The organism is Photobacterium sanguinicancri (assembly GCF_024346675.1).
Lineage (GTDB): Bacteria > Pseudomonadota > Gammaproteobacteria > Enterobacterales > Vibrionaceae > Photobacterium > Photobacterium sanguinicancri.
Genome location: NZ_AP024850.1, coordinates 3,157,714 through 3,181,779, shown reverse-complemented (window position 1 = coordinate 3,181,779; position 24,066 = coordinate 3,157,714). Strand labels below are relative to the sequence as shown.

Here is a 24,066-nt window from a genome sequence, read left to right as displayed (position 1 = left end):
GTGCTCCTTTTTTGTATCAAATGAAACAGGATCAACGGACCTTGGGTGTGATGATCATTTCACACTCAGCCATAATATCTTGAAATGATTGCTTCTTTTTACTAAACAGAGCAATAAAATTACCCAAGCCAAAGGCAGACGTTGCCATCCGAATGAAAGCTTGTGTTAGGCGAATATTAGATCCATCGCTATTTTGTAAGCGCAGTTTCCATGCACGCATTCCTAAGGTTTGTCCTGCTTTACACCAAAAGAAAGCATAGAAAGCAATAACGACAGCCGCTAAGTAACCTGAATACAGCATGCCTGCGACTGGGTGCTTCCCAAGATAAGCACTCGCATCTTCATACCCACTAATATCTAATATGCCAAGTTGCAGTAAACCTGCAATGAGAGCCATCGCAATACCGCCAGCGAGCATCAGCACAGCGGCAACGATCAATACGTCATAAAACCACGCACCTAATCGTCGAAGTAGAGTGGCGTACTCTTTAGAAGGTTGTACATTTTGCTGCTTTTTTTTCATGATAACTCCGATAATTCCATCTACTAGTTCACCGCGTGATGCTTCAATTGTGGTGACGTCACACTCTTTGAGGGCAGTCTATCAACTATTTGTTTTTTCTGAAATAGACAAGGATTGTTGCTTTTAATAAAAGTTTGCGTGTAACTGACTGATATTATGCAGGTAAAATATTAACTACGGAAGGCTAAACCATCTAAGAAGACGTTTCACATCATCAGGTTTTATCCTGACAGATATTGTTGTTTATTTGTTTTTTTAAATTAAATAAATGATGAATAATATCCATATGTAAAATTTTGCATTATTAAATAATTGAAATTCGATCTCTCTCACCATTAACGCAACCGGTTGCGCTTTTAAGTTTGTTTTTCATTGTATACAATTTACACATCATTGAAATAGCGTGAATAACATAAGCAAGGAGCATGAAATGAAAAAGATTTTATTATGTTGTAGTGCCGGGATGTCGACCAGTATGCTGGTAAAGAAAATGCAGCAGACAGCAGAGAGGCAAGGTATCACTTGCTTGATTGAAGCACATGCTGTGACTAACTTTAATGAATTAATACAAGAGTTTGACGTTTGCCTTCTTGGCCCGCAAGTTCGATTTCAACAAGAAGAACTTCAGAAGATAGCAGATAGCTACAATAAGACAGTCGCGCCAATTCCCCCTCAAATGTATGGAATGATGAAAGGTGATGAGACGTTAGCATTGGCGCTATCTTTGTTGCCTGCAACAGCTTAATTCAATTTATAGCCGCTAAATTAACTTAGCGGTTTATTTTAAATATATTTACTCTGCATTTATTTATGTGGGGTGGGATGTTTCATATTCAAAAAAGGATTCATGTTATGAAGCTCTATGATTCAATAATTAAAATTGTTGAAGGGAAGATAGCGCCAATTGCAGTGACGGTGGGTAACCAAAAACATATACGTGCCATGCGTGATGGTTTTATTGTTGCTATGCCATTTATTATTGTTGGTAGTTTCATGCTGGTATTTGCGTTTCCTCCTTTTGCTGAAGATACGCAGAATACTTTTGGCCGCGCATGGTTAGATTTTGCTGCTGCAAATTTTGACAATATTATGTTGCCCTACGAAATGACAATGGGGTTGATGGCTATTTTTGTGTCGATGGGGATCGGCTATAGCCTCGCTCGAGCCTATAATATGGATGGTATTACGAGCGCATCGTTATCTTTAATGACTTTTTTAGTGGCATCAGCACCGGTTGCTGACGGTGCTTTGTCGACGAGTCATTTATCAGGTACTGGGATATTTACGTCAGTGATCAGTGCGTTCTTCTCGGTTGAATTGATTCGCATTTTGAACAAATACAATGTGACTATCCGATTGCCAGAGCAAGTACCGCCAGCTATTGCTCGGTCATTTGAAATACTGATCCCAGTGTTGTTTGTCTTTTTGACGGTTTATCCATTAAGCCTATTTTTTCAATCGCAATACGAGATGCTAATTCCTGATCTGGTGCTTGAAATGTTCCGCCCATTAGTTAGTGCTTCTAATTCACTGCCTGCAATTATTGGCGCTTTATTATTGTGCCAGTTGTTGTGGTTTGCTGGTATTCATGGCGCGGCCATTGTGGTAGGTCTGTTGTCACCTATCTTCTTGACTAATATAGGTGCAAACCAAGAAGCATTTTTAGCAGGAGAGCCAATTCCAAATGTGTTTACTCAGCCATTTTGGGATTTTTATATCTTCATTGGTGGCTCTGGTGCAACGTTAGCCTTGGTGATTTTAATGGTGTTTAGTAAATCCATTCATCTTCGTAGCTTAGGTAGAATGAGTGTTGTACCTGGCTTCTTCCAAATTAATGAGCCCGTTATTTTCGGGAGCCCATTAGTCTTAAACCCGACCATGTTTATTCCATTTATTTTTGCTCCTGTGATTAACGCCATTATTGCTTATACCGCTGTTCATACCGGTATTGTTGGTATGGCGGTTTCACAAACGGCTTGGACTGCACCTGCATTATTGGGGGCATCTTGGGGAACCGGATGGACATTATCGCCAGTCTTGTTAGTCATTGGGTTACTTATTATGGATATCTTTATTTATCTGCCTTTCTTCAAAATGTTTGAAAAGCAATTAGTGGAAGAAGAAAGCAAAATTGAAAAAAGCAGCGATAAATCGGCAACGCCTGCGGGTGAGGGAGCCACTGCTTAATATGCATGATGAGGAGGTATATACATGCCTCCTCAATGAAAATAGGTTTCGGGAGAGAACGAAATGGATCAAGAAGCGGTAGTCATGGACATCATTGTTAATGCAGGTGAAGCCAGAAGTTTATGCTTTGAAGCATTAGCGTATGCAAAGAAGATGCAGATTGATGAAGCGAAAAGTTGTTTAACGCAAGCGAAGGCTTGTTTGAATAGAGCTCATTTAACGCAGACCCAGCTAATAGAAGCCGATGAAGGTGAGGGTAAAGTGAAAATGACCTTGGTGATGGTGCATGCTCAGGATCATTTAATGACAACGATCCTTGCCCATGAACTCGCCACCGAGTTGGTTGTATTGCATGAACTTCGTCAAACAGAACAAGGAGTTCATCATGGCTAGAGGGGCATTAAAGTTAGCCATTATTGGGGGCGGCAGCAGTTATACCCCTGAATTGGTTGAAGGGGTTTTAAAGCGCTTAGCGTATTTGCCCGTTAAAGAAATCCATTTTGTGGATGTTGAAGCCGGGCAAGAGAAACTTGAGATTATTGCCGCCTTAGCGAAGCGAATGGTTGCCAAACACGGGGCTGATATTGTTATTCAAGCATCGTTGGATCGCCGTAAAGCAATCGCGGATGCTGATTTTGTGATGACTCAGTTTAGAGTTGGTGGATTACAAGCTCGTGCGAACGACGAGCGTATTCCACTTAAGTATGATGTTATTGGACAGGAAACCACAGGCCCAGGTGGCTTTGCTAAAGCCTTGCGCACTATCCCTGTCATTCTCGACGTATGTAAAGACATTGAAGCATTAGCCCCCAATGCTTGGATGCTTAACTTTACCAACCCAGCGGGCTTAGTCACTGAAGCTGTGCAGAAATATACTAAAGTCAAAACGATTGGCTTATGTAATGTTCCTGTCTCAATGAGCATGATGATTGCAGACATGATGGCTTGTCAGCCAGAAGATCTCACGTTGGAATGTGCTGGATTAAATCACTTATTGTGGGCGCATCGCGCCTGGCTTAATGGTGAGAATATTACAGCGCAGGTACTCGAGAAAGTCGGGGATGGTGCCAACTTCAGTATGAAAAATATATTTGAAGAACCTTGGGATCCCGCTTTTCTGAAAGCGTTAGGTGCAATTCCATGCCCATATCATCGCTATTTTTATCAGACCGAAGCCATGCTCGCGGATGAGAAGGAAAGTGCGGCCAAAGAAGGCACACGCGCAGAACAGGTAATGGCAACTGAGCAAGCGTTATTTGAACTTTATAAAGATGTTACGCTTGATGAGAAGCCGGCCTTACTTGAAGAGCGTGGTGGGGCTTACTATTCCGATGCTTCATTAAATTTAGTTGATGCCTTGTACAACAATCGAAATACAATCAATGTCGTTAATGTACGCAACAATGGCACATTAAATTTTTTACCTGATGATGTTGTTATAGAGTGCAGCGCCGTTGTTGGTAGTGCGGGGGCTCGACCATTAGTCGTAGGGGCATTGAGCCCCAATGTAACGGGTTTGATTCATCAGGTTAAAGCGTATGAACAGCTGACAGTCGAAGCTGCTGTACATGGTGATTATGATAAAGCCTTGATGGCATTAACGAATAACCCATTAGTGCCAGATATTAATAAAGCCAAAGCTATTTTGGATGATATCTTGCGGACCAACCATGATTATCTACCGCAATTTAGTTAGGGTGTAATGGCGGTCGCTAACCTTGCTTTCTTCGGGGGCAAGGTTAGAGCGTTTAGTGGTGTTTCGTGTAAAAGGACTAATGATGAAACTGATATTCAATGCTGATGATTTTGGATTAACGAAAGGTGTTAACCTTGGCACTTTAGATGCGTGCTTACATGGTGTAGTGCGTTCTACTACCTTGATGGTCGGCATGCCTGCCGAGCAACATGCGCTGAATTTATTAGCGCAGTCTCCGTCATTGAAAGTTGGCTTGCACTTGCGTTTCACGACAGGGAAGCCTTTAACTTCTGGAAAAACGTTAGTGGATCCTCGAGGGGATTGTTGGTCGAAAGAGTACATTGCTCGATATATGGATTTTGATGCGATGGAAATCGCAGATGAAATTGAAGCTCAAATCTGCGCATTTCAGGCATTGGGGATCCCCTTAAGCCATTTAGATAGCCATCATCATGCGCACTTTCATCCTCAAATCTTACCTGTGGTAAAAGAGATAGCGTCATCGCATCAACTCGTCGTACGCGGTGTTACGGATAGTGAGCAGGTGAAGGGGTGCCATTATGCATTTTGTAATCAGTTCTACGATACGGCCGTGAGCATCGATAGCTTGCTAAGTGTTATCGATCAACAACAAGGGTTGTGTGATGTATTAGAAATCATGTGTCATCCCGCCTATGTTGATCAACCGCTATTGGAATGCAGCGGCTATACGATGCCAAGAGCGAAAGAATTAGCCGTGTTGACGGATCCTTATTTACTTGAACAATTAGCTAATCGAGATATTACATTGTGTGACTATGCTGTTTTTTCATGAAATGAGAGAGTGAAGTTGCTTGTTTATTGAAGTTCGTATCGGTAGAGAGCACTATTTCTCTCATTAATCACAGCTAATAACAAAGGAATGAAGCCTGAATGGCAAGAATCAAAGATGTTGCATTACTGGCTGGAGTGAATCGATCCACGGTATCGCGCATTATTAATGGTGAAGGAAAGTTTCGCGCTGATACTAAGCGTAAAGTCGAGCAAGCAATGGCAGAGCTTAATTATAGGCCTAGCGCGATTGCACGTTCGTTGGCGACAGCTTCATCGAATATGGTTGGGTTATTAGTCACTTATTATACTGGGGGCTTCTTTGGCGAAATGATGGATCAAGTGCAGTCTGAATTAGACTGCCATAATAAATTTTTGATCACAGCCCAAGGTCACCATAATGCAGAAGGCGAGCGAGAAGCTATCCAACGTTTTCATGACCTGCGATGTGATGGTTATATTCTACATAGCCGCTATTTAAGTGATGATGAATTACGAGAGTTAGCCAAGCTACCTACACCATTTGTGTTACTTGATCGTTTCGTGGAAGGACTTGAAGACCGTTGCATTACCTTCGATCATACTCTTGCCGCTCAATTAGCGGTAGGGCATTTAATTCAACAAGGGCACCGGAAAATTGCGTGTATCTCTGGTGACCTAAATAGAGAAACAAGTAAACAACGTTTTCAAGGTTATAAGAATGCACTGCAAGCCGCAGGGATCCCTTTTGAATCATCGCTTACGAGTGAGGGAAACTATGGTCGAGAAAGTGGTTATCAAGCAGCACTGAACCTTTATCAGCAACATGATGATATGGATGCTTTATTCTCGTGCAGTGAAGAGATGATGAGTGGGGCATTACAGTTCTTTCATCAGCACAAGATCGCAGTTCCTGAACAGTTATCTGTCACGAGCTTTGACAGTGTGTACCTTTGTGCCAGCTTTTATCCAACAGTGACAGCGGTTCATTTCCCAATTAGCGATATGGCACGTACAGCGGTTGCTGTATTGAATCATCAACTCAAAAAAACTGAGACAGATATAGACCGCCACTTTTTACCTAAACTGATCTCTCGTTGCAGTGTATTGCCACGGTAATCGCAATCATGACTAATCAGCATATGCTTTAAAATCAAAATAATAAAAGGATTTGTGGTTGTTATTGTTTCGCTTTGGTTGCTTATTCATCTGTTGGTCTGTTTGATGCTGTTTTTTGTAAATAAAGGCTTGCGTCGGTTTAGTGCATACGTATAATGAGCTGCATCTGCCCGAGTGGTGAAATTGGTATACACGACGGATTCAAAATCCGTTGCTTTCGAGCGTGACGGTTCAAGTCCGTCCTCGGGCACCAGATAAAATGATAAAGCCTCAACTTCGGTTGGGGCTTTGTTGTATCTGGCGTACAATACTTACCTACTTACCTACTTACCTACTTACCTACTTACCTACTTACCTACTTACCTACTTACCTACTTACCTACTTACCTACTTACCTACTTACCTACTTACCTACTTACCTACTTACCTACTTACCTACTATCTACAGATATTGATCAGCTTGTAGCAGCGATGACAGCATTGAATAAAGACATTAATGAAATTGAAAGTGTCGTTACTGAAATTGGTGGGATAGCGGGGCAGACTAACTTACTTGCATTAAATGCTGCTATTGTGAGGCTGCGCGTGCTGGAGAGCAGGGGCGTGGTTTTGCTGTTGTTGCCGATGAAGTGAGAAAATTAGCAACTCGTACTCAAGAAAGTACAGCGAGTGTAGATGGAATTATTGAACGTTTAGGACAAAGCTCGCAGGACGCGCTTAATATTGTTCAGAAACGACAGCTGCGACAGATGCTAATATAGATGGCGTAAAAAGTAGCAGTGATGCAATTGAGCAGCTTCAACAGTCCTTATCTATTATAGAGCAGCAAGCGGCAAGTATTTCGAGCGTATTAAATATTGCGGTACATAATAATGAGGTTATCAACCAATGTAGCCAACAGCAGGAAATATTACTGCAGCAGGTGGCACACCTTAAAGCCTCATTGATTAAATTTAAGTTGGAATCGCACCCACAGGCATAATTTGTATCGTGGGAGTCTGTGACAATATAAAGGAAACGTAATAAACGATGGCTCGAATTTAATCAGATTTGAGTCTCTTGGTTGTATTTTAAACGCTTGGTATTTAATTTCGATTTTTTTGTAATTCACGCTTGCCAACGTGATCGAAATCTCTATAATGCGACCTCACTGACACGGAGCAAGGCGCTAAGCCCGCTACGAAGTCAGTATGTTCTTTAACAATTTGACCATGCAATCTGTGTGGGCACTCGTGAAATGAATAGTCGAAACTGTTCATTGTGACTTTTTAAGTAACAATGAATTTGGCATCAATGAACTGAGTGACCAATACAAAACTTAAGTTTACTTAAGCTTTGGCACAGTCAATTCGAATATCATGACTAGCTTCTAGTTATCGATATTCAATCAGTATTCATTGAGCCATCAAAAACTTTAAATTGAAGAGTTTGATCATGGCTCAGATTGAACGCTGGCGGCAGGCCTAACACATGCAAGTCGAGCGGTAACAGGAATTAGCTTGCTAATTTGCTGACGAGCGGCGGACGGGTGAGTAATGCCTGGGAATATGCCTTGATGTGGGGGATAACTATTGGAAACGATAGCTAATACCGCATAATGCCTACGGGCCAAAGAGGGGGATCTTCGGACCTCTCGCGTCAAGATTAGCCCAGGTGGGATTAGCTAGTTGGTGGGGTAATGGCTCACCAAGGCGACGATCCCTAGCTGGTTTGAGAGGATGATCAGCCACACTGGAACTGAGACACGGTCCAGACTCCTACGGGAGGCAGCAGTGGGGAATATTGCACAATGGGGGAAACCCTGATGCAGCCATGCCGCGTGTATGAAGAAGGCCTTCGGGTTGTAAAGTACTTTCAGTTGTGAGGAAGGCGGTAACGTTAATAGCGTTGCCGTTTGACGTTAGCAACAGAAGAAGCACCGGCTAACTCCGTGCCAGCAGCCGCGGTAATACGGAGGGTGCGAGCGTTAATCGGAATTACTGGGCGTAAAGCGCATGCAGGCGGTCTGTTAAGCAAGATGTGAAAGCCCGGGGCTCAACCTCGGAACAGCATTTTGAACTGGCAGACTAGAGTCTTGTAGAGGGGGGTAGAATTTCAGGTGTAGCGGTGAAATGCGTAGAGATCTGAAGGAATACCGGTGGCGAAGGCGGCCCCCTGGACAAAGACTGACGCTCAGATGCGAAAGCGTGGGGAGCAAACAGGATTAGATACCCTGGTAGTCCACGCCGTAAACGATGTCTACTTGGAGGTTGGGACCTTGAGTCCTGGCTTTCGGAGCTAACGCGTTAAGTAGACCGCCTGGGGAGTACGGTCGCAAGATTAAAACTCAAATGAATTGACGGGGGCCCGCACAAGCGGTGGAGCATGTGGTTTAATTCGATGCAACGCGAAGAACCTTACCTACTCTTGACATCCAGAGAATTCGCTAGAGATAGCTTAGTGCCTTCGGGAACTCTGAGACAGGTGCTGCATGGCTGTCGTCAGCTCGTGTTGTGAAATGTTGGGTTAAGTCCCGCAACGAGCGCAACCCTTATCCTTGTTTGCCAGCACATAATGGTGGGAACTCCAGGGAGACTGCCGGTGATAAACCGGAGGAAGGTGGGGACGACGTCAAGTCATCATGGCCCTTACGAGTAGGGCTACACACGTGCTACAATGGCGTATACAGAGGGCTGCCAACCAGCGATGGTGAGCGAATCCCAGAAAGTACGTCGTAGTCCGGATTGGAGTCTGCAACTCGACTCCATGAAGTCGGAATCGCTAGTAATCGTGGATCAGAATGCCACGGTGAATACGTTCCCGGGCCTTGTACACACCGCCCGTCACACCATGGGAGTGGGCTGCACCAGAAGTAGATAGCTTAACCTTCGGGAGGGCGTTTACCACGGTGTGGTTCATGACTGGGGTGAAGTCGTAACAAGGTAGCCCTAGGGGAACCTGGGGCTGGATCACCTCCTTAAACGATAGACTGCTTGTTTGATGCAGTGTCCACACAGATTGCTTGGTTAAAATGTAAAAGAACAGCCATGTTACCCAATAACATGGAGAAATACTTAGTCCCGTTCGTCTAGAGGCCTAGGACACCGCCCTTTCACGGCGGTAACAGGGGTTCGACTCCCCTACGGGACGCCACTTCTTTTAGAAGTATGGGTCGTTAGCTCAGTTGGTAGAGCAGTTGACTTTTAATCAATTGGTCGCAGGTTCGAATCCTGCACGACCCACCATCTTCTCCTTTGAGGATGTAAAATATCGGAGGGCGATTAGCTCAGTTGGGAGAGCACCTCCCTTACAAGGAGGGGGTCACTGGTTCGAGCCCGGTATCGCCCACCATCTTCTCTTTAAGAGAACTTCTCCTAAGAAGTAAAACTTTATGGGGCTATAGCTCAGCTGGGAGAGCGCCTGCCTTGCACGCAGGAGGTCTGCGGTTCGATCCCGCATAGCTCCACCACTTTCTAAAGACATTCGATAGAGTGTGATTAGAAAGTGGATTTTTCATCTCTGATGATCAAAACACCTGTTCTTTAACAATCTGGAAAGCTGACTAGTAAATTGAATCGTTAGATTCAATTACAATAGTTTTTATCTTTAATGATAAAAACGAGTTCTCAAAACAACACACATTCAAGTGTCTTGTGTAGAGTCCGGCGAAAAACCAATGTCCTCATTTTTCTTGATCGGAAATGAGTGACGATAAACCTTGGTTGTTTGAACATACAGACCTCTTGGGGTTGTATGGTTAAGTGACTAAGCGTACACGGTGGATGCCTTGGCAGTCAGAGGCGATGAAGGACGTATTAACTTGCGATAAGCCCAGTTTAGATAGTAAAAATCACTTGAGACTGGGATTTCCGAATGGGGAAACCCACGTGCATAAGCACGTATCGTTACGTGAATACATAGCGTAACGAGGCGAACTCGGGGAACTGAAACATCTAAGTACCCGAAGGAAGAGAAATCAACCGAGATTCCGAGAGTAGCGGCGAGCGAAATCGGATTAGCCCTTAAGCCAGTCTTGCGTTAGGTGAATGTGCTGGAAAGCACAGCGATACAGGGTGATAGCCCCGTAACCGACAACGCATTATTAGTGAAAACGAGTAGGACGGGACACGTGATATCCTGTTTGAACATGGGGGGACCATCCTCCAAGGCTAAATACTCCTGACTGACCGATAGTGAACCAGTACCGTGAGGGAAAGGCGAAAAGAACCCCTGTGAGGGGAGTGAAATAGAACCTGAAACCGTGTACGTACAAGCAGTAGGAGCCCACTTGTTGGGTGACTGCGTACCTTTTGTATAATGGGTCAGCGACTTAATTTTAGTAGCAAGGTTAACCGTTTAGGGGAGCCGTAGGGAAACCGAGTCTTAACTGGGCGTCATAGTTGCTAGGATTAGACCCGAAACCAGGTGATCTAGCCATGGGCAGGTTGAAGGTGAGGTAACACTTACTGGAGGACCGAACCGACTAATGTTGAAAAATTAGCGGATGACTTGTGGCTAGGGGTGAAAGGCCAATCAAACCTGGAGATAGCTGGTTCTCCCCGAAAGCTATTTAGGTAGCGCCTCGGACGAATACTACTGGGGGTAGAGCACTGTTAAGGCTAGGGGGTCATCCCGACTTACCAACCCTTTGCAAACTCCGAATACCAGTAAGTACTATCCGGGAGACACACGGCGGGTGCTAACGTCCGTCGTGGAGAGGGAAACAACCCAGACCGCCAGCTAAGGTCCCAAAGTTATAGCTAAGTGGGAAACGATGTGGGAAGGCTCAGACAGCCAGGATGTTGGCTTAGAAGCAGCCATCATTTAAAGAAAGCGTAATAGCTCACTGGTCGAGTCGGCCTGCGCGGAAGATTTAACGGGGCTAAGCTATACACCGAAGCTGCGGCAATATGACTTGTTCATATTGGGTAGGGGAGCGTTCTGTAAGCCGTTGAAGGTGATCTGTAAGGGTTGCTGGAGGTATCAGAAGTGCGAATGCTGACATGAGTAACGATAAAGGGAGTGAAAAACTCCCTCGCCGGAAGATCAAGGGTTCCTGTCCAACGTTAATCGGGGCAGGGTAAGTCGACCCCTAAGGCGAGGCCGAAAGGCGTAGTCGATGGGAAACGGGTTAATATTCCCGTACTGCTTATAACTGCGATGGGGGGACGGAGAAGGCTAGGTGGGCTTGGCGACGGTCGTCCAAGTTCAAGGGTGTAGGCTGATAGTTTAGGCAAATCCGGACTATCTTAAGGCTGAGACCCGATGTCGAGTCACTACGGTGATGAAGTCATTGATGCCATGCTTCCGGGAAAAGCCTCTAAGCGATAGGTTATAAGCAATCGTACCCCAAACCGACACAGGTGATCAGGTAGAGAATACCAAGGCGCTTGAGAGAACTCGGGTGAAGGAACTAGGCAAAATGGTACCGTAACTTCGGGAGAAGGTACGCTCCTCGCGGTGATGAGACTTGCTCTCTAAGCTGCTGGGAGTCGCAGATACCAGGTGGCTGCAACTGTTTATTAAAAACACAGCACTGTGCAAAATCGAAAGATGACGTATACGGTGTGACGCCTGCCCGGTGCCGGAAGGTTAATTGATGGGGTTAGACTTCGGTCGAAGCTCTTGATCGAAGCCCCGGTAAACGGCGGCCGTAACTATAACGGTCCTAAGGTAGCGAAATTCCTTGTCGGGTAAGTTCCGACCTGCACGAATGGCGTAATGATGGCCACGCTGTCTCCACCCGAGACTCAGTGAAATTGAAATCGCAGTGAAGATGCTGTGTACCCGCGGCTAGACGGAAAGACCCCGTGAACCTTTACTACAGCTTGGCACTGAACATTGACCCTACATGTGTAGGATAGGTGGGAGCCTTTGAAGCATTGTCGCTAGATGATGTGGAGGCAATCTTGAAATACCACCCTTGTATGCTTGATGTTCTAACGTCGCCCCCTAATCGGGGGTGCGGACAGTGCCTGGTGGGTAGTTTGACTGGGGCGGTCTCCTCCCAAAGAGTAACGGAGGAGCACGAAGGTGGGCTAATCACGGTCGGACATCGTGAGGTTAGTGCAATGGCATAAGCCCGCTTGACTGCGAGAATGACAATTCGAGCAGGTGCGAAAGCAGGTCATAGTGATCCGGTGGTTCTGAATGGAAGGGCCATCGCTCAACGGATAAAAGGTACTCCGGGGATAACAGGCTGATACCGCCCAAGAGTTCATATCGACGGCGGTGTTTGGCACCTCGATGTCGGCTCATCACATCCTGGGGCTGAAGTCGGTCCCAAGGGTATGGCTGTTCGCCATTTAAAGTGGTACGCGAGCTGGGTTTAGAACGTCGTGAGACAGTTCGGTCCCTATCTGCCGTGGGCGTTAGATGATTGAGAGGGGCTGCTCCTAGTACGAGAGGACCGGAGTGGACGAACCGCTGGTGTTCGGGTTGTTATGCCAATAGCATTGCCCGGTAGCTACGTTCGGAATCGATAAGCGCTGAAAGCATCTAAGCGCGAAGCGAGCCTCAAGATGAGTCATCTCTAGACCTTTAAGGTCTCTAAAGGGTTGTCGAAGACTACGACGTTGATAGGCAGGGTGTGTAAGTGCTGCGAGGCATTGAGCTAACCTGTACTAATTGCCCGTGAGGCTTAACCATACAACACCCAAGGGGTTTTACGGACTCCATAACGCTTGAATGCGTGTTAAGAACGAATTGTAACTAGTTAGATTTTCCCAGATTGTATCTTCCGCTACGGCGTAAGATAAACCGAATTTGCTTGGCGACCATAGCATTATGGACCCACCTGATCCCATGCCGAACTCAGTAGTGAAACGTAATAGCGCCGATGGTAGTGTGGGGTCTCCCCATGTGAGAGTAGGTCATCGCCAGGCTTCAAATTTAGATAAATGTATTGAACGACATTTATCGGATAGACAGGCAACTGTTTATCACCGTGTGGAGCGGTAGTTCAGTTGGTTAGAATACCGGCCTGTCACGCCGGGGGTCGCGGGTTCGAGTCCCGTCCGCTCCGCCACTTATATTAAGCCCAAGTCTCACGACTTGGGCTTTTTTGCATTTGTCTTTTGGCTAATCATGGAGCGGAAGCGGTAGTTCAGTTGGTTAGCCTATTTACCCTGAAGGCGGCGGCCTGTCACGCCGGGGGGCGCGCTGATTTTCGGTGTGGGAAGTCCCGTCCGCTCCGCCACTTATATTAAGCCCAAGTCTCACGACTTGGGCTTTTTTGCATTTGTCTTTTGGCTAATCATGGAGCGGAAGCGGTAGTTCAGTTGGTTAGCCTATTTACCCTGAAGGCGGCGGCCTGTCACGCCGGGGGGCGCGCTGATTTTCGGTGTGGGAAGTCCCGTCCGCTCCGCCACTTATACTAAGCCCAAGTCTCACGACTTGGGCTTTTTTGCATTTGTCTTTTGGCTAATCATGGAGCGGAAGCGGTAGTTCAGTTGGTTAGCCTATTTACCTTGAAGGCGGCGGCCTATCACGCCGGGGGCGCGCTGATTTTCGGTGTGGGGAGCTCCGTCCGCTCCGCTTCTTATGCTAAGCCCCCTTTTGTTATCAAATAGAAAAGTACGACTTGGGCTTTTTTATGTCTGCCATATAAAGTGGAACACGTTAAGGTTATTAATATTTACCCAAATGATCATTAATAGAAATGCGAATATCGACATAAAAATACTTCACCTGTTAATAATATTGACCTGCCTGTTAATTGTTAACTATTTGTTTTTGATGTTTATTTTGTTATCGTATTGTTTAAATAAAAGCGTTAAATACGCTTAAAAAAAGAACATAAATCAACGAAAGTAAAGTCAACGAGGTAAATATGTCTGAGTTTGAAATGTTAGTGATGACCGCTCTGGCGTGTGTCGGAATGGGAATGCTGGTTGTTGGTCCTGCTGTTATTGCATATGGATTGTATAAAAAGAAAAAGCAGCAAGTATAAATAAAAGAATATTTATAGTTAAAGGCTCGGTAATTAGCTCACAATTACTGAGCCTTTTATTTTTTATAAATAAAAACAGATGCCGAATTTTTTGATGAAAGAAAAGGGCGGCATAATTGCCACCCTGTTCGCGAAAGCCTGAATCCAGTAGGATGCGATAAAGTAACAGCGAGATGCGTGTTACCGAAGGACTCAACATTAACCTATAGCTAGGTTGTAATAGCACGATATAACTGGCCTATATCGTACTATTTGGGGGAACTACACTAGTAAAAATTTACGCATTTTTTCTACTGTAGCTTCTGCTCTTTCTTTGTTTTCCATTTCGACAAAAATACGAAGCAACGGCTCTGTACCCGAAAAACGAGCAAGTGCCCAACCTCCATTTTTAAAGTAAACTTTAGCGCCATCAGCGTAGCTGACTTTCTCTATTTCATCTTCAAATTCAGGGAGTTGCTTCTCAATGTAAATCTTATTGTAAAGGTTCTCTCTTTCTGAGGCTTTGAAAGTACAATCTCCTTCAGCTGTATAGGCATAACCATATTTAGCGTAGATTTCATCGAGCATCTCAGAGAGTTTTTTCCCTGTAACACTGATCATTTCAACCAGTAAGCTAGAAGCAAACACCCCATCTTTTCCTTTAATGTGGCCTCGAATCGTTAGGCCGCCAGAGCTTTCTCCACCCAGTAATGAATCATCGGCTTCCATCTGTGAGCTGATGTGTTTAAAGCCGACTGGCACTTCAAAGCATTTCTCATTATGTGCATGAGCAACTTTATCAAGAAGATGTGTGGTTGCGATATTACGTACAACTGAACCTTTCCAGCCTTTGTACTCTAGTAAGTAGTAGTAAAGTAATAGCAGTACTTCGTTAGGGTGGATGAAGTTTCCTTTCTCATCAATAATACCTAACCTATCGGCATCACCGTCGGTGCCGATACCAATGTCATAGCCTTCGTGAGCCACAATGTGCTTGAGGCGGTATAAGGTTGCGGCATTTGGTGATGGCATAAGCCCGCCAAAAGAGGGGTTTTGTCCATCGTTGATCACATCAACATCGCAACGACCTGAAATTAATACGGTTTGAAGGGCATTTTTAGCAACACCAAACATAGGATCGATTAACACCCTAAGGTTGGCTTTTTTAATTGATTCAATATCAATAAAGTTAATGATGGAATCAACAAAGTCGTTCATGGGGTTGATTACATCAATTAATCCGTCGCGCTGAGCCGATTCAAATTCAACTGATTTAACGGTTTGTAGCGTGATTTTAGCGACTTGCTGTTCAATTTTTTCGGTGATGATTTCATCAGCATCTCGGCCACCTTCAATGAACACTTTTATTCCGTTATAGTCTGCTGGGTTGTGTGAAGCCGTGATACATGCCGAGTATGTCGCCCCCATTTCTTTGCACTGAAACATCACAATTGGGGTTGGTACATATTTATTGATGAAGCTAACTTTTATGCCATTTCCCGCCAGTACCTCAGCAAACCATGCAGCAGCTTTATCTGATAAAAAGCGACGATCGTAGCCAATCACAAATCCATTTTCTTGTACTTGTTCCGTCATCATAATATTAGCGAGGGCCTGAGCCACTAATCTGACATTATCTCGAGTAAATTCTTCACCGATAAGGGCGCGCCAGCCGCCTGTTCCAAACTTGATCATGTGGAACTCCTATTTCTCTCAATCTTAAAATAAGGGGAGAAAATCTCCCCTAAAAATTATTAGCCTAGTACTACTGTTACGGTATTAACCGAACCTTCTGCTTGTGCTGGGATTGCACCTGTAATGGCTTCACCATTGAGTGTCATAGAGGCAACGCCTTTACTTACATTCGTTGGGTTTTCGACCGTGATATTGAATGTTGCTCCACGCCACTGACGAGTGACTTCAAAGCCTGGCCATGCTGTTGGAATACATGGGTCAACAATTAAGCCATCAAAACTTAAGCGAACACCGAGAATATAATTCGTTGCTGCAATGTAAGCCCAGCCTGAAGTACCTGTTAACCATGGGTGGTTGGCTCGACCATGATCTTGATGGTCTCGGCCCATGATGAACTGCACGTACGAATAGGGCTCTGTGATGCGAGTTTCAATCATGTCATTTTGGTTATATGGATTCAGCGCATCGTAGAATTTCATTGCTTGATCGCCGCGCCCTAGCTTAGCTTCAGCTACCCATGCCCATGGGTTAGGGTGGGAGAAGATAGCGCCATTCTCTTTAACACCTTGGTATACGCGAGTAACAAAACCAATATCGTCATTTGGGGTAGCAAAGGATGGGGCATTGAGATGTAAACCGTAGTCGGAGTATAGATATTCATCGACAGCATTCATGGCTTTTTCGCCACGTTCTTGTGTAACGGCACCTGAAACCACTGCCCAGGTATTAGATTCAAGGTGAACCTTGCCTTCGGTCTGTTCGTTAGTACCGACTTTATCGCCATTTTTGGTGATACCACGAATGTACCAGCCACCATCTTCATCCCATAAGTGACTTTCACATGCGTGCTTAACACCGCCAGCCATATCTTGGTAGCGCGCTATATCGTCATCTTTACCTAAGAATTTAGCGAGTTCAACAAACTCTGTGATTGCCCAGTAATGGAGGAATGCGACCATGGAGGATTCACCACCGCCTAAGTTTAGACAGTCATTCCAGTCAGCACGAAGGCCTTTTGCGATACCGGTACGACCAACATGTTCCGCGGTGAAATCAAGAGCGGCTTTCATGTGTTCGTAAACCGTCGCTTCGCCGCCGTCAGCATAAGGAATCACTTGGTCGAAGAACTCGGTTTCGCCTGTCTCCATCACGTACTTACAAATGGTTGGTACTAGCCATAAGTGATCATCGGAACAGGTATCATCAATACCATGGATTTTATCTTCATCACTTGGTGTTGGAACTACGGTTGGTGACTTTGATGGCTCTACATCTGCTTTTTCAGGATCGAACCAATCAGGATCAAACAGGTGCAAACCATAGCCCGCTTTCACTTGACCACGCAGCAGATCCACTAGGCGCTTTTTCGTCATCTGTGGGTTTGAGTGTGGTACCGCCATCGCATCTTGTGCTGTATCGCGATAGCCTAGGCCCGTACGTCCACCCACTTCGATGAATGAAGCAAAGCGAGACCAAACTACACAGGTTTCTGCTTGGTAAAGTGTCCATGTATTTAACATGGTGTCTAAACCTTCGTTAGGTGATTTCACTTGGAATTTAGCGCAGCGCTCATCCCAATGTGCTTTTATTTCAGCAAAAGCAGTATCGACATTGGCGAGATCTTGGTATTTCTCGCGCAGTCTTGCACCGTTGCCTTTACCTAAACCTAGAATGTAAACGAAACGAACTTCTTCCCCAGGTTGAATCACGAATTGTTTGTGGAGAGAGCCACAGTGGTTGTAACAAGTTTGCGCACTGTTACTGCATTGGCCTTGCTCTACCGCAATAGGGTTTGACTCGTCACGGTACAAGCCAAGGAAGCTATCGCGTTGACCATCGTAGCTATCTGGGTCGAATGTTGATGCTAAGTAGTAGAAGCCTTCAAAATCATTGGTGTTGTAATACAGGTCATATTCAATCACACCTTGTTGATAAGCCGTACCCGCAGAGTAAAGGCTCATTTGGTGGTTTTGGTTATCTGACTCAATGTGGCTAAATGAAAACTCTACAAATGAGAATGCACTGATAGTACGAGGTTTATCGCTGTCATTTTTCAGGACAACGTCCCAAATCTCGGCGTCTTCGCCTTTAGGCACAAATAAGGTCTTTTGTGCTTTGATGCCGTTGTAGTCACATTTGAATGTTGAATATGATAAACCGTGGCGAACTTCGTATGATGCTTCTTCTAAACTTTTTGCAACGGGTTGCCATGAGATTGACCAGTAGTCGCCCGTCTCATCATCACGAAGATATACATAGTGCCCAGGACGGTCGAACGTGCCATTGGGACGGAATTTAGTCACACGATTATATTCTGGAGAATTGTAGAACGAGTAACCGCCTGCATTGTGAGAGATTACCGTGCAGAACTTTTCAGTTCCTAGATAGTTAGTCCAAGGCGCTGGAACATCTGGTCGAGTAATAACATATTCACGATTGTCGTTATCAAAATAGCCGTATTTCATTTGTAACTATCCTTTTACTGTTCGATGCTGTGTTATTCACAGTGGCGGTATTGAATACCGGCCTTATTTAAATATTGAAGTTGACCATTAAGACGAGCAGTAAAGTCGTCCCAGTGTCGTAAATTAGGTTGGCTCCAGCAAACCTCAGCTAAGGCCAATAATCGTGGGTAGATCATGTGGTCAAAACGTTGCTGGGTATCTATGCGCTCGCACCATAACGCTCCTTGGATCCCCATGATTTTGTGATGGATAGGATCATTCGTCGCGAGGTTTGCGAGTGGGTGGTAGCTATAGACTTTGTCGAGCGGTAACTTACCAGCCCAATCAACGCCCATCTCATCAGGCGAGTAGCCTTGAACAAGATCTAAGTAGGTAAATTGTGCCGGTTGCATGATGACGTCGAAATCTTTTTTAGCGGATGCGAGCCCCGCGTCTTCACTTAACCAAGAATAAATAACGGTATTGTTATCAATCTCTCCGCCTTTGGTTACCTCTTCCCAGCCCATCATACGTTTGCCTTTCGTACGTAATATTTCATCGGCAAATCGTAAAATATGGCTTTGTAATTCCATGGTTTGTTGGTAGTTATGCTCAGCCATAAAGGTTTGGCATGCATCACTTTTTTCCCATGCTCCCGCAGGGACTTCATCGCCGCCAATATGAACATAAGGAGCAGGGAAGAGTTCGGCTACTTCCCCTAAGACCGTAGCAATAAATTGGTAAGTACCGGGTAAAGCAGCAGATAAAATATTATCGGTGTAATTCTGAGCGCCGCTATATTGCGATTGATCTTGAGGATCCAATAGCAAGTGGGGTAATGATTTTATCGCTGCACGGCAATGCCCTGGGATATCAATTTCCGGGATAATGGTGATCCCGCGATCGCTCGCATATTGGATCAGTTCTCGGATCTCAACTTTGCTGTAATAGCCGCCGTAACGTTGAGTTAAATGAGTGTATTGAGGTTCAAGTACTTCATTGGGACCACGCCATGCACCTATAGATGTTAACTCTGGGTAAGCATCGATCTCGATTCGCCAGCCTTCATCATCGGTTAAATGCCAATGGAAAACATTGAATTTGTAGCGCGCTAATTGGTTAATAAAAGATTTCAGACGCACCATCGGATGAAAATGGCGAGCACAATCTAACATCATGCCACGATAGTTATGGTGAGGTTGGTCGGTGATTTCGACCATCGGAATCGTATAACTATTTTGGGAGTCTGCATCTAAAGGGATCAACTGCAGTAAGCTTGCCGTTGCGTGAGTAAACCCTGCAGCAGTGCTGGCTTGTACCCAAATATGATCTTCTTCAATTAAGATATGGTAGCCATCTCGCTCGATTTTTTCGCTTAACTGATAATGAACATGACCATTGCGTTGTAAGGTTAATTGGAGTGAGAAATGCAGCTCCAGTTCGGATTGCAGCCAACGGATAGCACTTTCTGCGAGTGGATCGGCTTGTGCAATGATTGTCGCCGCTGACAGGGTAAATTGCCCAGAAAGCGGGGTTAACAGCGCAGGCACTGGGATGATGTTGATGTCTTTTGCTGGTTGTAGTGGCGTAGTGTAGCGTTCAACGGGTGACGCTCCCAAATCCACGGTTGTGACTTCAACTGGAATGGGGACTAACTGCGTCTGTTCGATAGTCGAGCTAAGGAAAGCGTCGTTAATACCGTCATCATGAAATGAAAAAGCTGTGGTATTAATTTCAAACTCAGTATAGAAACTGGAGTTTGGTGCTAAGACGGGCGCGTTATTCGGGGTAAATACGCAGTAGCTACCCTGTTGCTCCAATTGCCCACCGGTGAATGATGCAGCATTGAGCTTACGACTATTGGCAAAATGTAGCACCCAGTGTTCCAGTGCTTTATCGGTGAGATTATGTAGCGTGATAGCAAAACGGATCGCGGCCGTATTTTTTTCTATCACCGTCATATCAAGGCGAAAGCTCATCATGCCTCCTCATCCAATGAGTAAAGATTATGATCTGCATGTGCCATTGCAATCGCGCCATCCATAGCATCACCTTGAGGTTGCGCTATATGTTGTTGCATCGGTGGTGTAAGCCAAGGGTGAATACGTTCAGCAATGCTTCCCATCAAGCAGATGTGGTGAGCGCCTTGCTTGATCAATGCTCGCATCCACATTTCTGTATCTCGTGCTGTTTGCTGTAAGAGTTCTATCGCGAGGGTGTCACCTTCATTAGCAAGGGCAAATATTTGTGGTGAAAACTGACCATAGTCGCATGGACGTGCGGTTTTCGACCATTCGACGATAGCATCGACATCATGGTTAAAGTGTTGAAGAACATGCTGGGTCAGTGGTGTTGGTTCGATGATGCCATCAACACTTAACAATACTTGTTGAATAAGGCGTAATCCCATGACAGCACCGCCGCCTTGGTCCGAAATTGGGAACTCACGGCCACCGACAATGTGTTGTTGGCCGTTGTTGATGAAAATACCACATGACCCGGTACCACCAATTAGGATTGCACCATCATTGCCGCCCCACGCCCCTAAACATGCACCGTAGGCATCTGTATTGAGTGTTACGGCGCCATAAGGGGTGGATTGCTGCATAAAGGCATACCATGCGCTTTTCTGTTCAGCGCCAGCGAGTGCTAAGCCCACTGACATTTCAGCATAATTATCAGCGGTTAAATTTGCTTGTTCAGCAGCAAGCGCGATGGCTTGATTAATGGCGCTCAGTGCGACATCTGCGCCCAGCAAAATATTCGCGCTGCCAGTTTTGGCTTCACCAAGTAATGTGCCATCAAGGTCGCAAATACGGGCGCGACATGACGTACCGCCACCATCAATACCGACAAGAAAACGAATGGACTTATGCATGATAGCGTTCCTTATATTGCAATGTGATCGCCAGTAAATACCACGCCCCATGGGGGATCCATTGCTCACCCCAGCGCCAATTTTGGAGCATGTCATCTTTTTGTGCTTCAGGATTAAAGGCGATATCACGCTCGTTGGTAAATCCAGACGTGATGCCATTACACACACCACCTTTGGCGTTACAAAAACCTAGGTGTGGTAGGTAATCTGGGTTGTTATTTCCATGGCCATCAATCATCGACATATCAAAAGGGTTTAGTCCTACAATCCAGTTAAGGGATTGATGACCATAATCTTTCAACTGACGAGCTAAGTGAGGATCTTCAATATAGGTTTGTGCCATGAAAGCCATCGCCGCTAGCGAGGCAATACGGGCATTTTCTCCTTGCCACCAGTAGCCTGTTTCATTGTTATGTGGAATGAAAAAAGCACTTTGTTTTTCTCCATCTACCGCCTTGGTATATTGGCGAGGGTAGCCAAAGGGGTTGTTCACTTCTTGAGTGATCGCCATTTCAAATTGCAATGCTTGTTGTAGCGTGGTGGCAATCGGTTGGTAGTGTTCAGTTTTACTTTCAATACTGAGGTAGCGCATTAAAGCGATAGCGGGTAATCCCGCTTCAGCAGCATGGTAGAAAGGGCGTGAGCCGTCTTTCGTTGCTGACCAGTAATGTGTTTGTTGCTTATCAGAATGTTGACGAATACTCAGGCGTGCTGCCCAGTCACGTGCTTCATCGAGAAATACGGCTTGTTCCGTTGCTTTATATAATTCGACACTGGCTAACAAGGCGCAGTATTCATCAATGATATTTTCTTCACCATCATCAAGATATTGGGTGTTATTTTCTTTTAAGTGCCAGTAGCCTTTACACGCTGCCGCTAAATAATCGAGACTTGAAATGGCGTAATCTGGCGATACCCGTTTAATTGAATGTTGCTGTGATAGGTGGGCTGTCGCAGCAAGTGCTGCAATAGCGACGCCGCCACCTTGACGAAAGCCTGCTTGGTAATCTGCGGTTTTGTCACCACTTTGTGAGGTGTAAGCGCAGATGTCGCGTTGGCGTGTTGATTTACTCCATTTATCGAAGACTGTCATGTAGAAAAAACCTTGCGGAGATTGCATCCGCAATAAAAAGTCAGCCCCATGAACAAGCTCTTCTAATAAACGAACGCGGGTAAAATCAGCGGTATCTTGCTCATCTTCAAGTTGGGTGTATGCGTGCGCCATATTCCACACGATCATCGGTGTTTGCTGAGGGTTAAGGTAGTTACCATAAGAAAGATGACTGAGGTATTTACTGACATCACCTGAGGCATCGTACCAACCACCATGAACATCGACGGTTTGATCGCTGTTCAACAAGGGAGCTGCGTGATCGGCAAGATCAAATTGACCACTGCAACGTTGAGATTTGAAGTAATGAATAACGTCACTGAATGTACGCTTCATTAAAAGACCTTCGGCAATTTGGAAATTAGCAGTGCGCATATCACCCACCGTTAAGTAATATTCACCTTCCGCCTCTATATGGCTGAAATCAATGCGGTAAAGATCACCTGTATGCCATTGATCAACCTGGCCACAATGGTCAATTTGCAGCTGTGTAATGGACTCGCCATCAGTACAGCAGACTAATTGAGCATGGCTAATCGTACATTCAGTATGGGTCTGAATAAGTGCGTGTTTAACGCCAATGCGCTCATAGCCTAGATGATTGATTAACAGCTGCATGTTTCCTCCCTTGACCGCTTTCACAGAAAGCGGTCAGATAACTAAAGTGTTTCTACTGTTTTAGTGTTTCGCTTTCGGCGATTAGTTTTCGTATAAGTAACAACGAACAAAGTGATTATCAGACAACTGGGTGATACCTGGCAGTTTGTCGCGGCATTGTTCGGTGACATGCGTACAACGGCCAGCAAATGGGCAACCCAAGCTTTCAGGCGTCCACAATGGAATCTCACCTTTATTGCCTTTCAGTTTTTCATGAATGGATTTACTTGGATCGGGTACGGCAGAGACTAATAATTGAGTGTATGGGTGTTGTGGATCGTGGATGATCTCTTCCGTATCCCCCCACTCAACCATATGGCCGACGTACATGACGGCAAGATCTTCGGCAATGTAGCGCGCCGTAGCGATATCATGCGTGATGTAAAGTAACGCCATTTCACGTTCGAATTTCATCTCTTCCATTAGGTTAAGCACACCGGCACGGATAGAAACGTCGAGCATGGATGTTGGCTCATCAGCCAGTACTACCTCTGCACCAACCGCGATGTTACGTGCAAGATTGACACGCTGACGTTGGCCACCCGATAGTTGGTGTGGGTACTTTTCAGCAGTCTCTTTGGGTGGGATCAGCCCCACTTGTTCCAGCAAGCTGTAGACGTGCTCTTCTAGCTCTTTTTTGTTGTTTTTACTGACTTTATTATGGATCAGTAAAGGGCGAGCGATATGGTGAAAAATGGTATGGGTTGGGTTTAATGAACCAAAGGGGTCCTGCCATACCATCTGCACACCTTGGCGGTACTGCATTAAGTCTTTTTGGCTGTTAATGTCGGCAATATCTCGACCAAAGTATTCAATGTGGCCAGACGTTGGGGCGTACATTTTGGCAATCATTTTCGCCGTTGTTGATTTGCCCGAACCTGATTCGCCTACCACTGATAGACCACGGCTTTTGTACATTTTGAATGAGACATCATTGATGGCTCGCATCATTGATTTCTTTAAGGAGTTACTGCTGACGGGAAAATCTTTAACTAGATTTTTCCCTTCAATAATTGGTGATCCTGTTGGCTTGCTCATCATGTTTCCTTACTTAATTC

13 protein-coding genes, 6 tRNA genes, 3 rRNA genes and 1 pseudogene are annotated in these 24,066 nt (G+C 45.2%); 16 read left to right on the top strand and 7 right to left on the bottom strand.

Annotated features, from left to right (window positions below; genetic code table 11):
- Positions 1-31: 31 nt before the first annotated feature.
- Entirely contained in the window at positions 32-523 is a 492-nt protein-coding gene (locus OCU87_RS14620; protein ID WP_062691848.1) for an RDD family protein, read from the bottom strand.
- 430 nt (positions 524-953) lie between these two features.
- On the opposite strand from OCU87_RS14620, the gene OCU87_RS14615 reads away from it, so the two are divergent.
- The 16 genes and pseudogenes from OCU87_RS14615 (at position 954) to OCU87_RS14540 (ending at position 13,320) form a co-directional block, all read left to right on the top strand.
- Complete coding sequence (locus OCU87_RS14615) at positions 954-1,268, top strand: PTS sugar transporter subunit IIB (RefSeq protein ID WP_094958525.1); 315 nt, start codon at positions 954-956, stop codon at positions 1,266-1,268.
- A gap of 107 nt (positions 1,269-1,375) precedes the next feature.
- Complete coding sequence (locus OCU87_RS14610) at positions 1,376-2,710, top strand: PTS sugar transporter subunit IIC (RefSeq protein ID WP_062691852.1); 1,335 nt, start codon at positions 1,376-1,378, stop codon at positions 2,708-2,710.
- A 63-nt stretch (positions 2,711-2,773) separates the two neighbouring features.
- Entirely contained in the window at positions 2,774-3,103 is a 330-nt protein-coding gene (locus OCU87_RS14605) for a PTS lactose/cellobiose transporter subunit IIA (RefSeq protein ID WP_062691853.1), read from the top strand.
- The gene (locus OCU87_RS14600; RefSeq protein WP_261857457.1) at positions 3,096-4,406 is read left to right on the top strand and encodes a 6-phospho-beta-glucosidase; all 1,311 of its coding nucleotides are present in this window, start codon (positions 3,096-3,098) and stop codon (positions 4,404-4,406) included. The genes OCU87_RS14605 and OCU87_RS14600 overlap by 8 nt, the downstream gene beginning before the upstream one ends.
- A gap of 79 nt (positions 4,407-4,485) precedes the next feature.
- Positions 4,486-5,220, top strand: a complete 735-nt coding sequence (gene chbG / locus OCU87_RS14595; RefSeq protein WP_315972477.1) for a chitin disaccharide deacetylase — start codon at positions 4,486-4,488, stop codon at positions 5,218-5,220.
- Between the two features lie 98 nt (positions 5,221-5,318).
- A complete protein-coding gene (locus OCU87_RS14590; RefSeq protein WP_261857456.1) occupies positions 5,319-6,314 on the top strand; it encodes a LacI family DNA-binding transcriptional regulator in 996 nt (331 codons plus the stop codon).
- A gap of 168 nt (positions 6,315-6,482) precedes the next feature.
- Positions 6,483-6,567, top strand: a tRNA-Leu gene (locus tag OCU87_RS14585).
- A gap of 248 nt (positions 6,568-6,815) precedes the next feature.
- Positions 6,816-7,016: pseudogene (locus OCU87_RS25010) on the top strand (methyl-accepting chemotaxis protein); the annotation flags it as partial.
- A 714-nt stretch (positions 7,017-7,730) separates the two neighbouring features.
- A 16S ribosomal RNA gene (locus tag OCU87_RS14575) occupies positions 7,731-9,273 on the top strand.
- A gap of 97 nt (positions 9,274-9,370) precedes the next feature.
- Positions 9,371-9,446 (top strand) — tRNA-Glu (locus tag OCU87_RS14570).
- A 16-nt stretch (positions 9,447-9,462) separates the two neighbouring features.
- Positions 9,463-9,538: transfer RNA gene (locus OCU87_RS14565), tRNA-Lys, on the top strand.
- A 30-nt stretch (positions 9,539-9,568) separates the two neighbouring features.
- A tRNA-Val gene (locus OCU87_RS14560) sits at positions 9,569-9,644 on the top strand.
- 42 nt (positions 9,645-9,686) lie between these two features.
- Positions 9,687-9,762 (top strand) — tRNA-Ala (locus tag OCU87_RS14555).
- 286 nt (positions 9,763-10,048) lie between these two features.
- Positions 10,049-12,941, top strand: a 23S ribosomal RNA gene (locus OCU87_RS14550).
- A 120-nt stretch (positions 12,942-13,061) separates the two neighbouring features.
- Positions 13,062-13,177: ribosomal RNA gene (gene rrf, locus OCU87_RS14545) — 5S ribosomal RNA — on the top strand.
- Together the 16S, 23S and 5S rRNA genes with 5 tRNA genes alongside form the textbook arrangement of a ribosomal RNA operon.
- Positions 13,178-13,243: 66 nt before the next feature.
- Positions 13,244-13,320 (top strand) — tRNA-Asp (locus tag OCU87_RS14540).
- Positions 13,321-14,505: 1,185 nt separating this feature from the next.
- Here OCU87_RS14540 and OCU87_RS14535 read toward each other — a convergent pair.
- From OCU87_RS14535 to OCU87_RS14510, 6 genes are all read right to left on the bottom strand, one after another.
- A complete protein-coding gene (locus OCU87_RS14535) occupies positions 14,506-15,918 on the bottom strand; it encodes a phosphoglucomutase/phosphomannomutase family protein (protein WP_261857455.1) in 1,413 nt (470 codons plus the stop codon).
- Between the two features lie 59 nt (positions 15,919-15,977).
- Complete coding sequence (locus OCU87_RS14530) at positions 15,978-18,383, bottom strand: GH36-type glycosyl hydrolase domain-containing protein (RefSeq protein ID WP_094956464.1); 2,406 nt, start codon at positions 18,381-18,383, stop codon at positions 15,978-15,980.
- A gap of 32 nt (positions 18,384-18,415) precedes the next feature.
- Positions 18,416-20,341 carry a beta-N-acetylhexosaminidase gene (locus OCU87_RS14525; protein ID WP_261858392.1) on the bottom strand — a complete coding sequence of 642 codons (1,926 nt, stop codon included), beginning with the start codon at positions 20,339-20,341 and terminating at the stop codon, positions 18,416-18,418.
- Positions 20,341-21,240: an N-acetylglucosamine kinase gene (locus OCU87_RS14520; protein WP_261857454.1), complete on the bottom strand. Its 900-nt coding sequence runs from the start codon at positions 21,238-21,240 to the stop codon at positions 20,341-20,343. The genes OCU87_RS14525 and OCU87_RS14520 overlap by 1 nt, the downstream gene beginning before the upstream one ends.
- Positions 21,233-22,969 carry a glycoside hydrolase family 9 protein gene (locus OCU87_RS14515; RefSeq protein ID WP_261857453.1) on the bottom strand — a complete coding sequence of 579 codons (1,737 nt, stop codon included), beginning with the start codon at positions 22,967-22,969 and terminating at the stop codon, positions 21,233-21,235. The genes OCU87_RS14520 and OCU87_RS14515 overlap by 8 nt, the downstream gene beginning before the upstream one ends.
- Positions 22,970-23,050: 81 nt before the next feature.
- On the bottom strand, positions 23,051-24,046 hold the full coding sequence (locus OCU87_RS14510; protein WP_062691229.1) for an ABC transporter ATP-binding protein: 996 nt from the start codon (positions 24,044-24,046) through the stop codon (positions 23,051-23,053).
- Positions 24,047-24,066 lie beyond the last annotated feature (20 nt).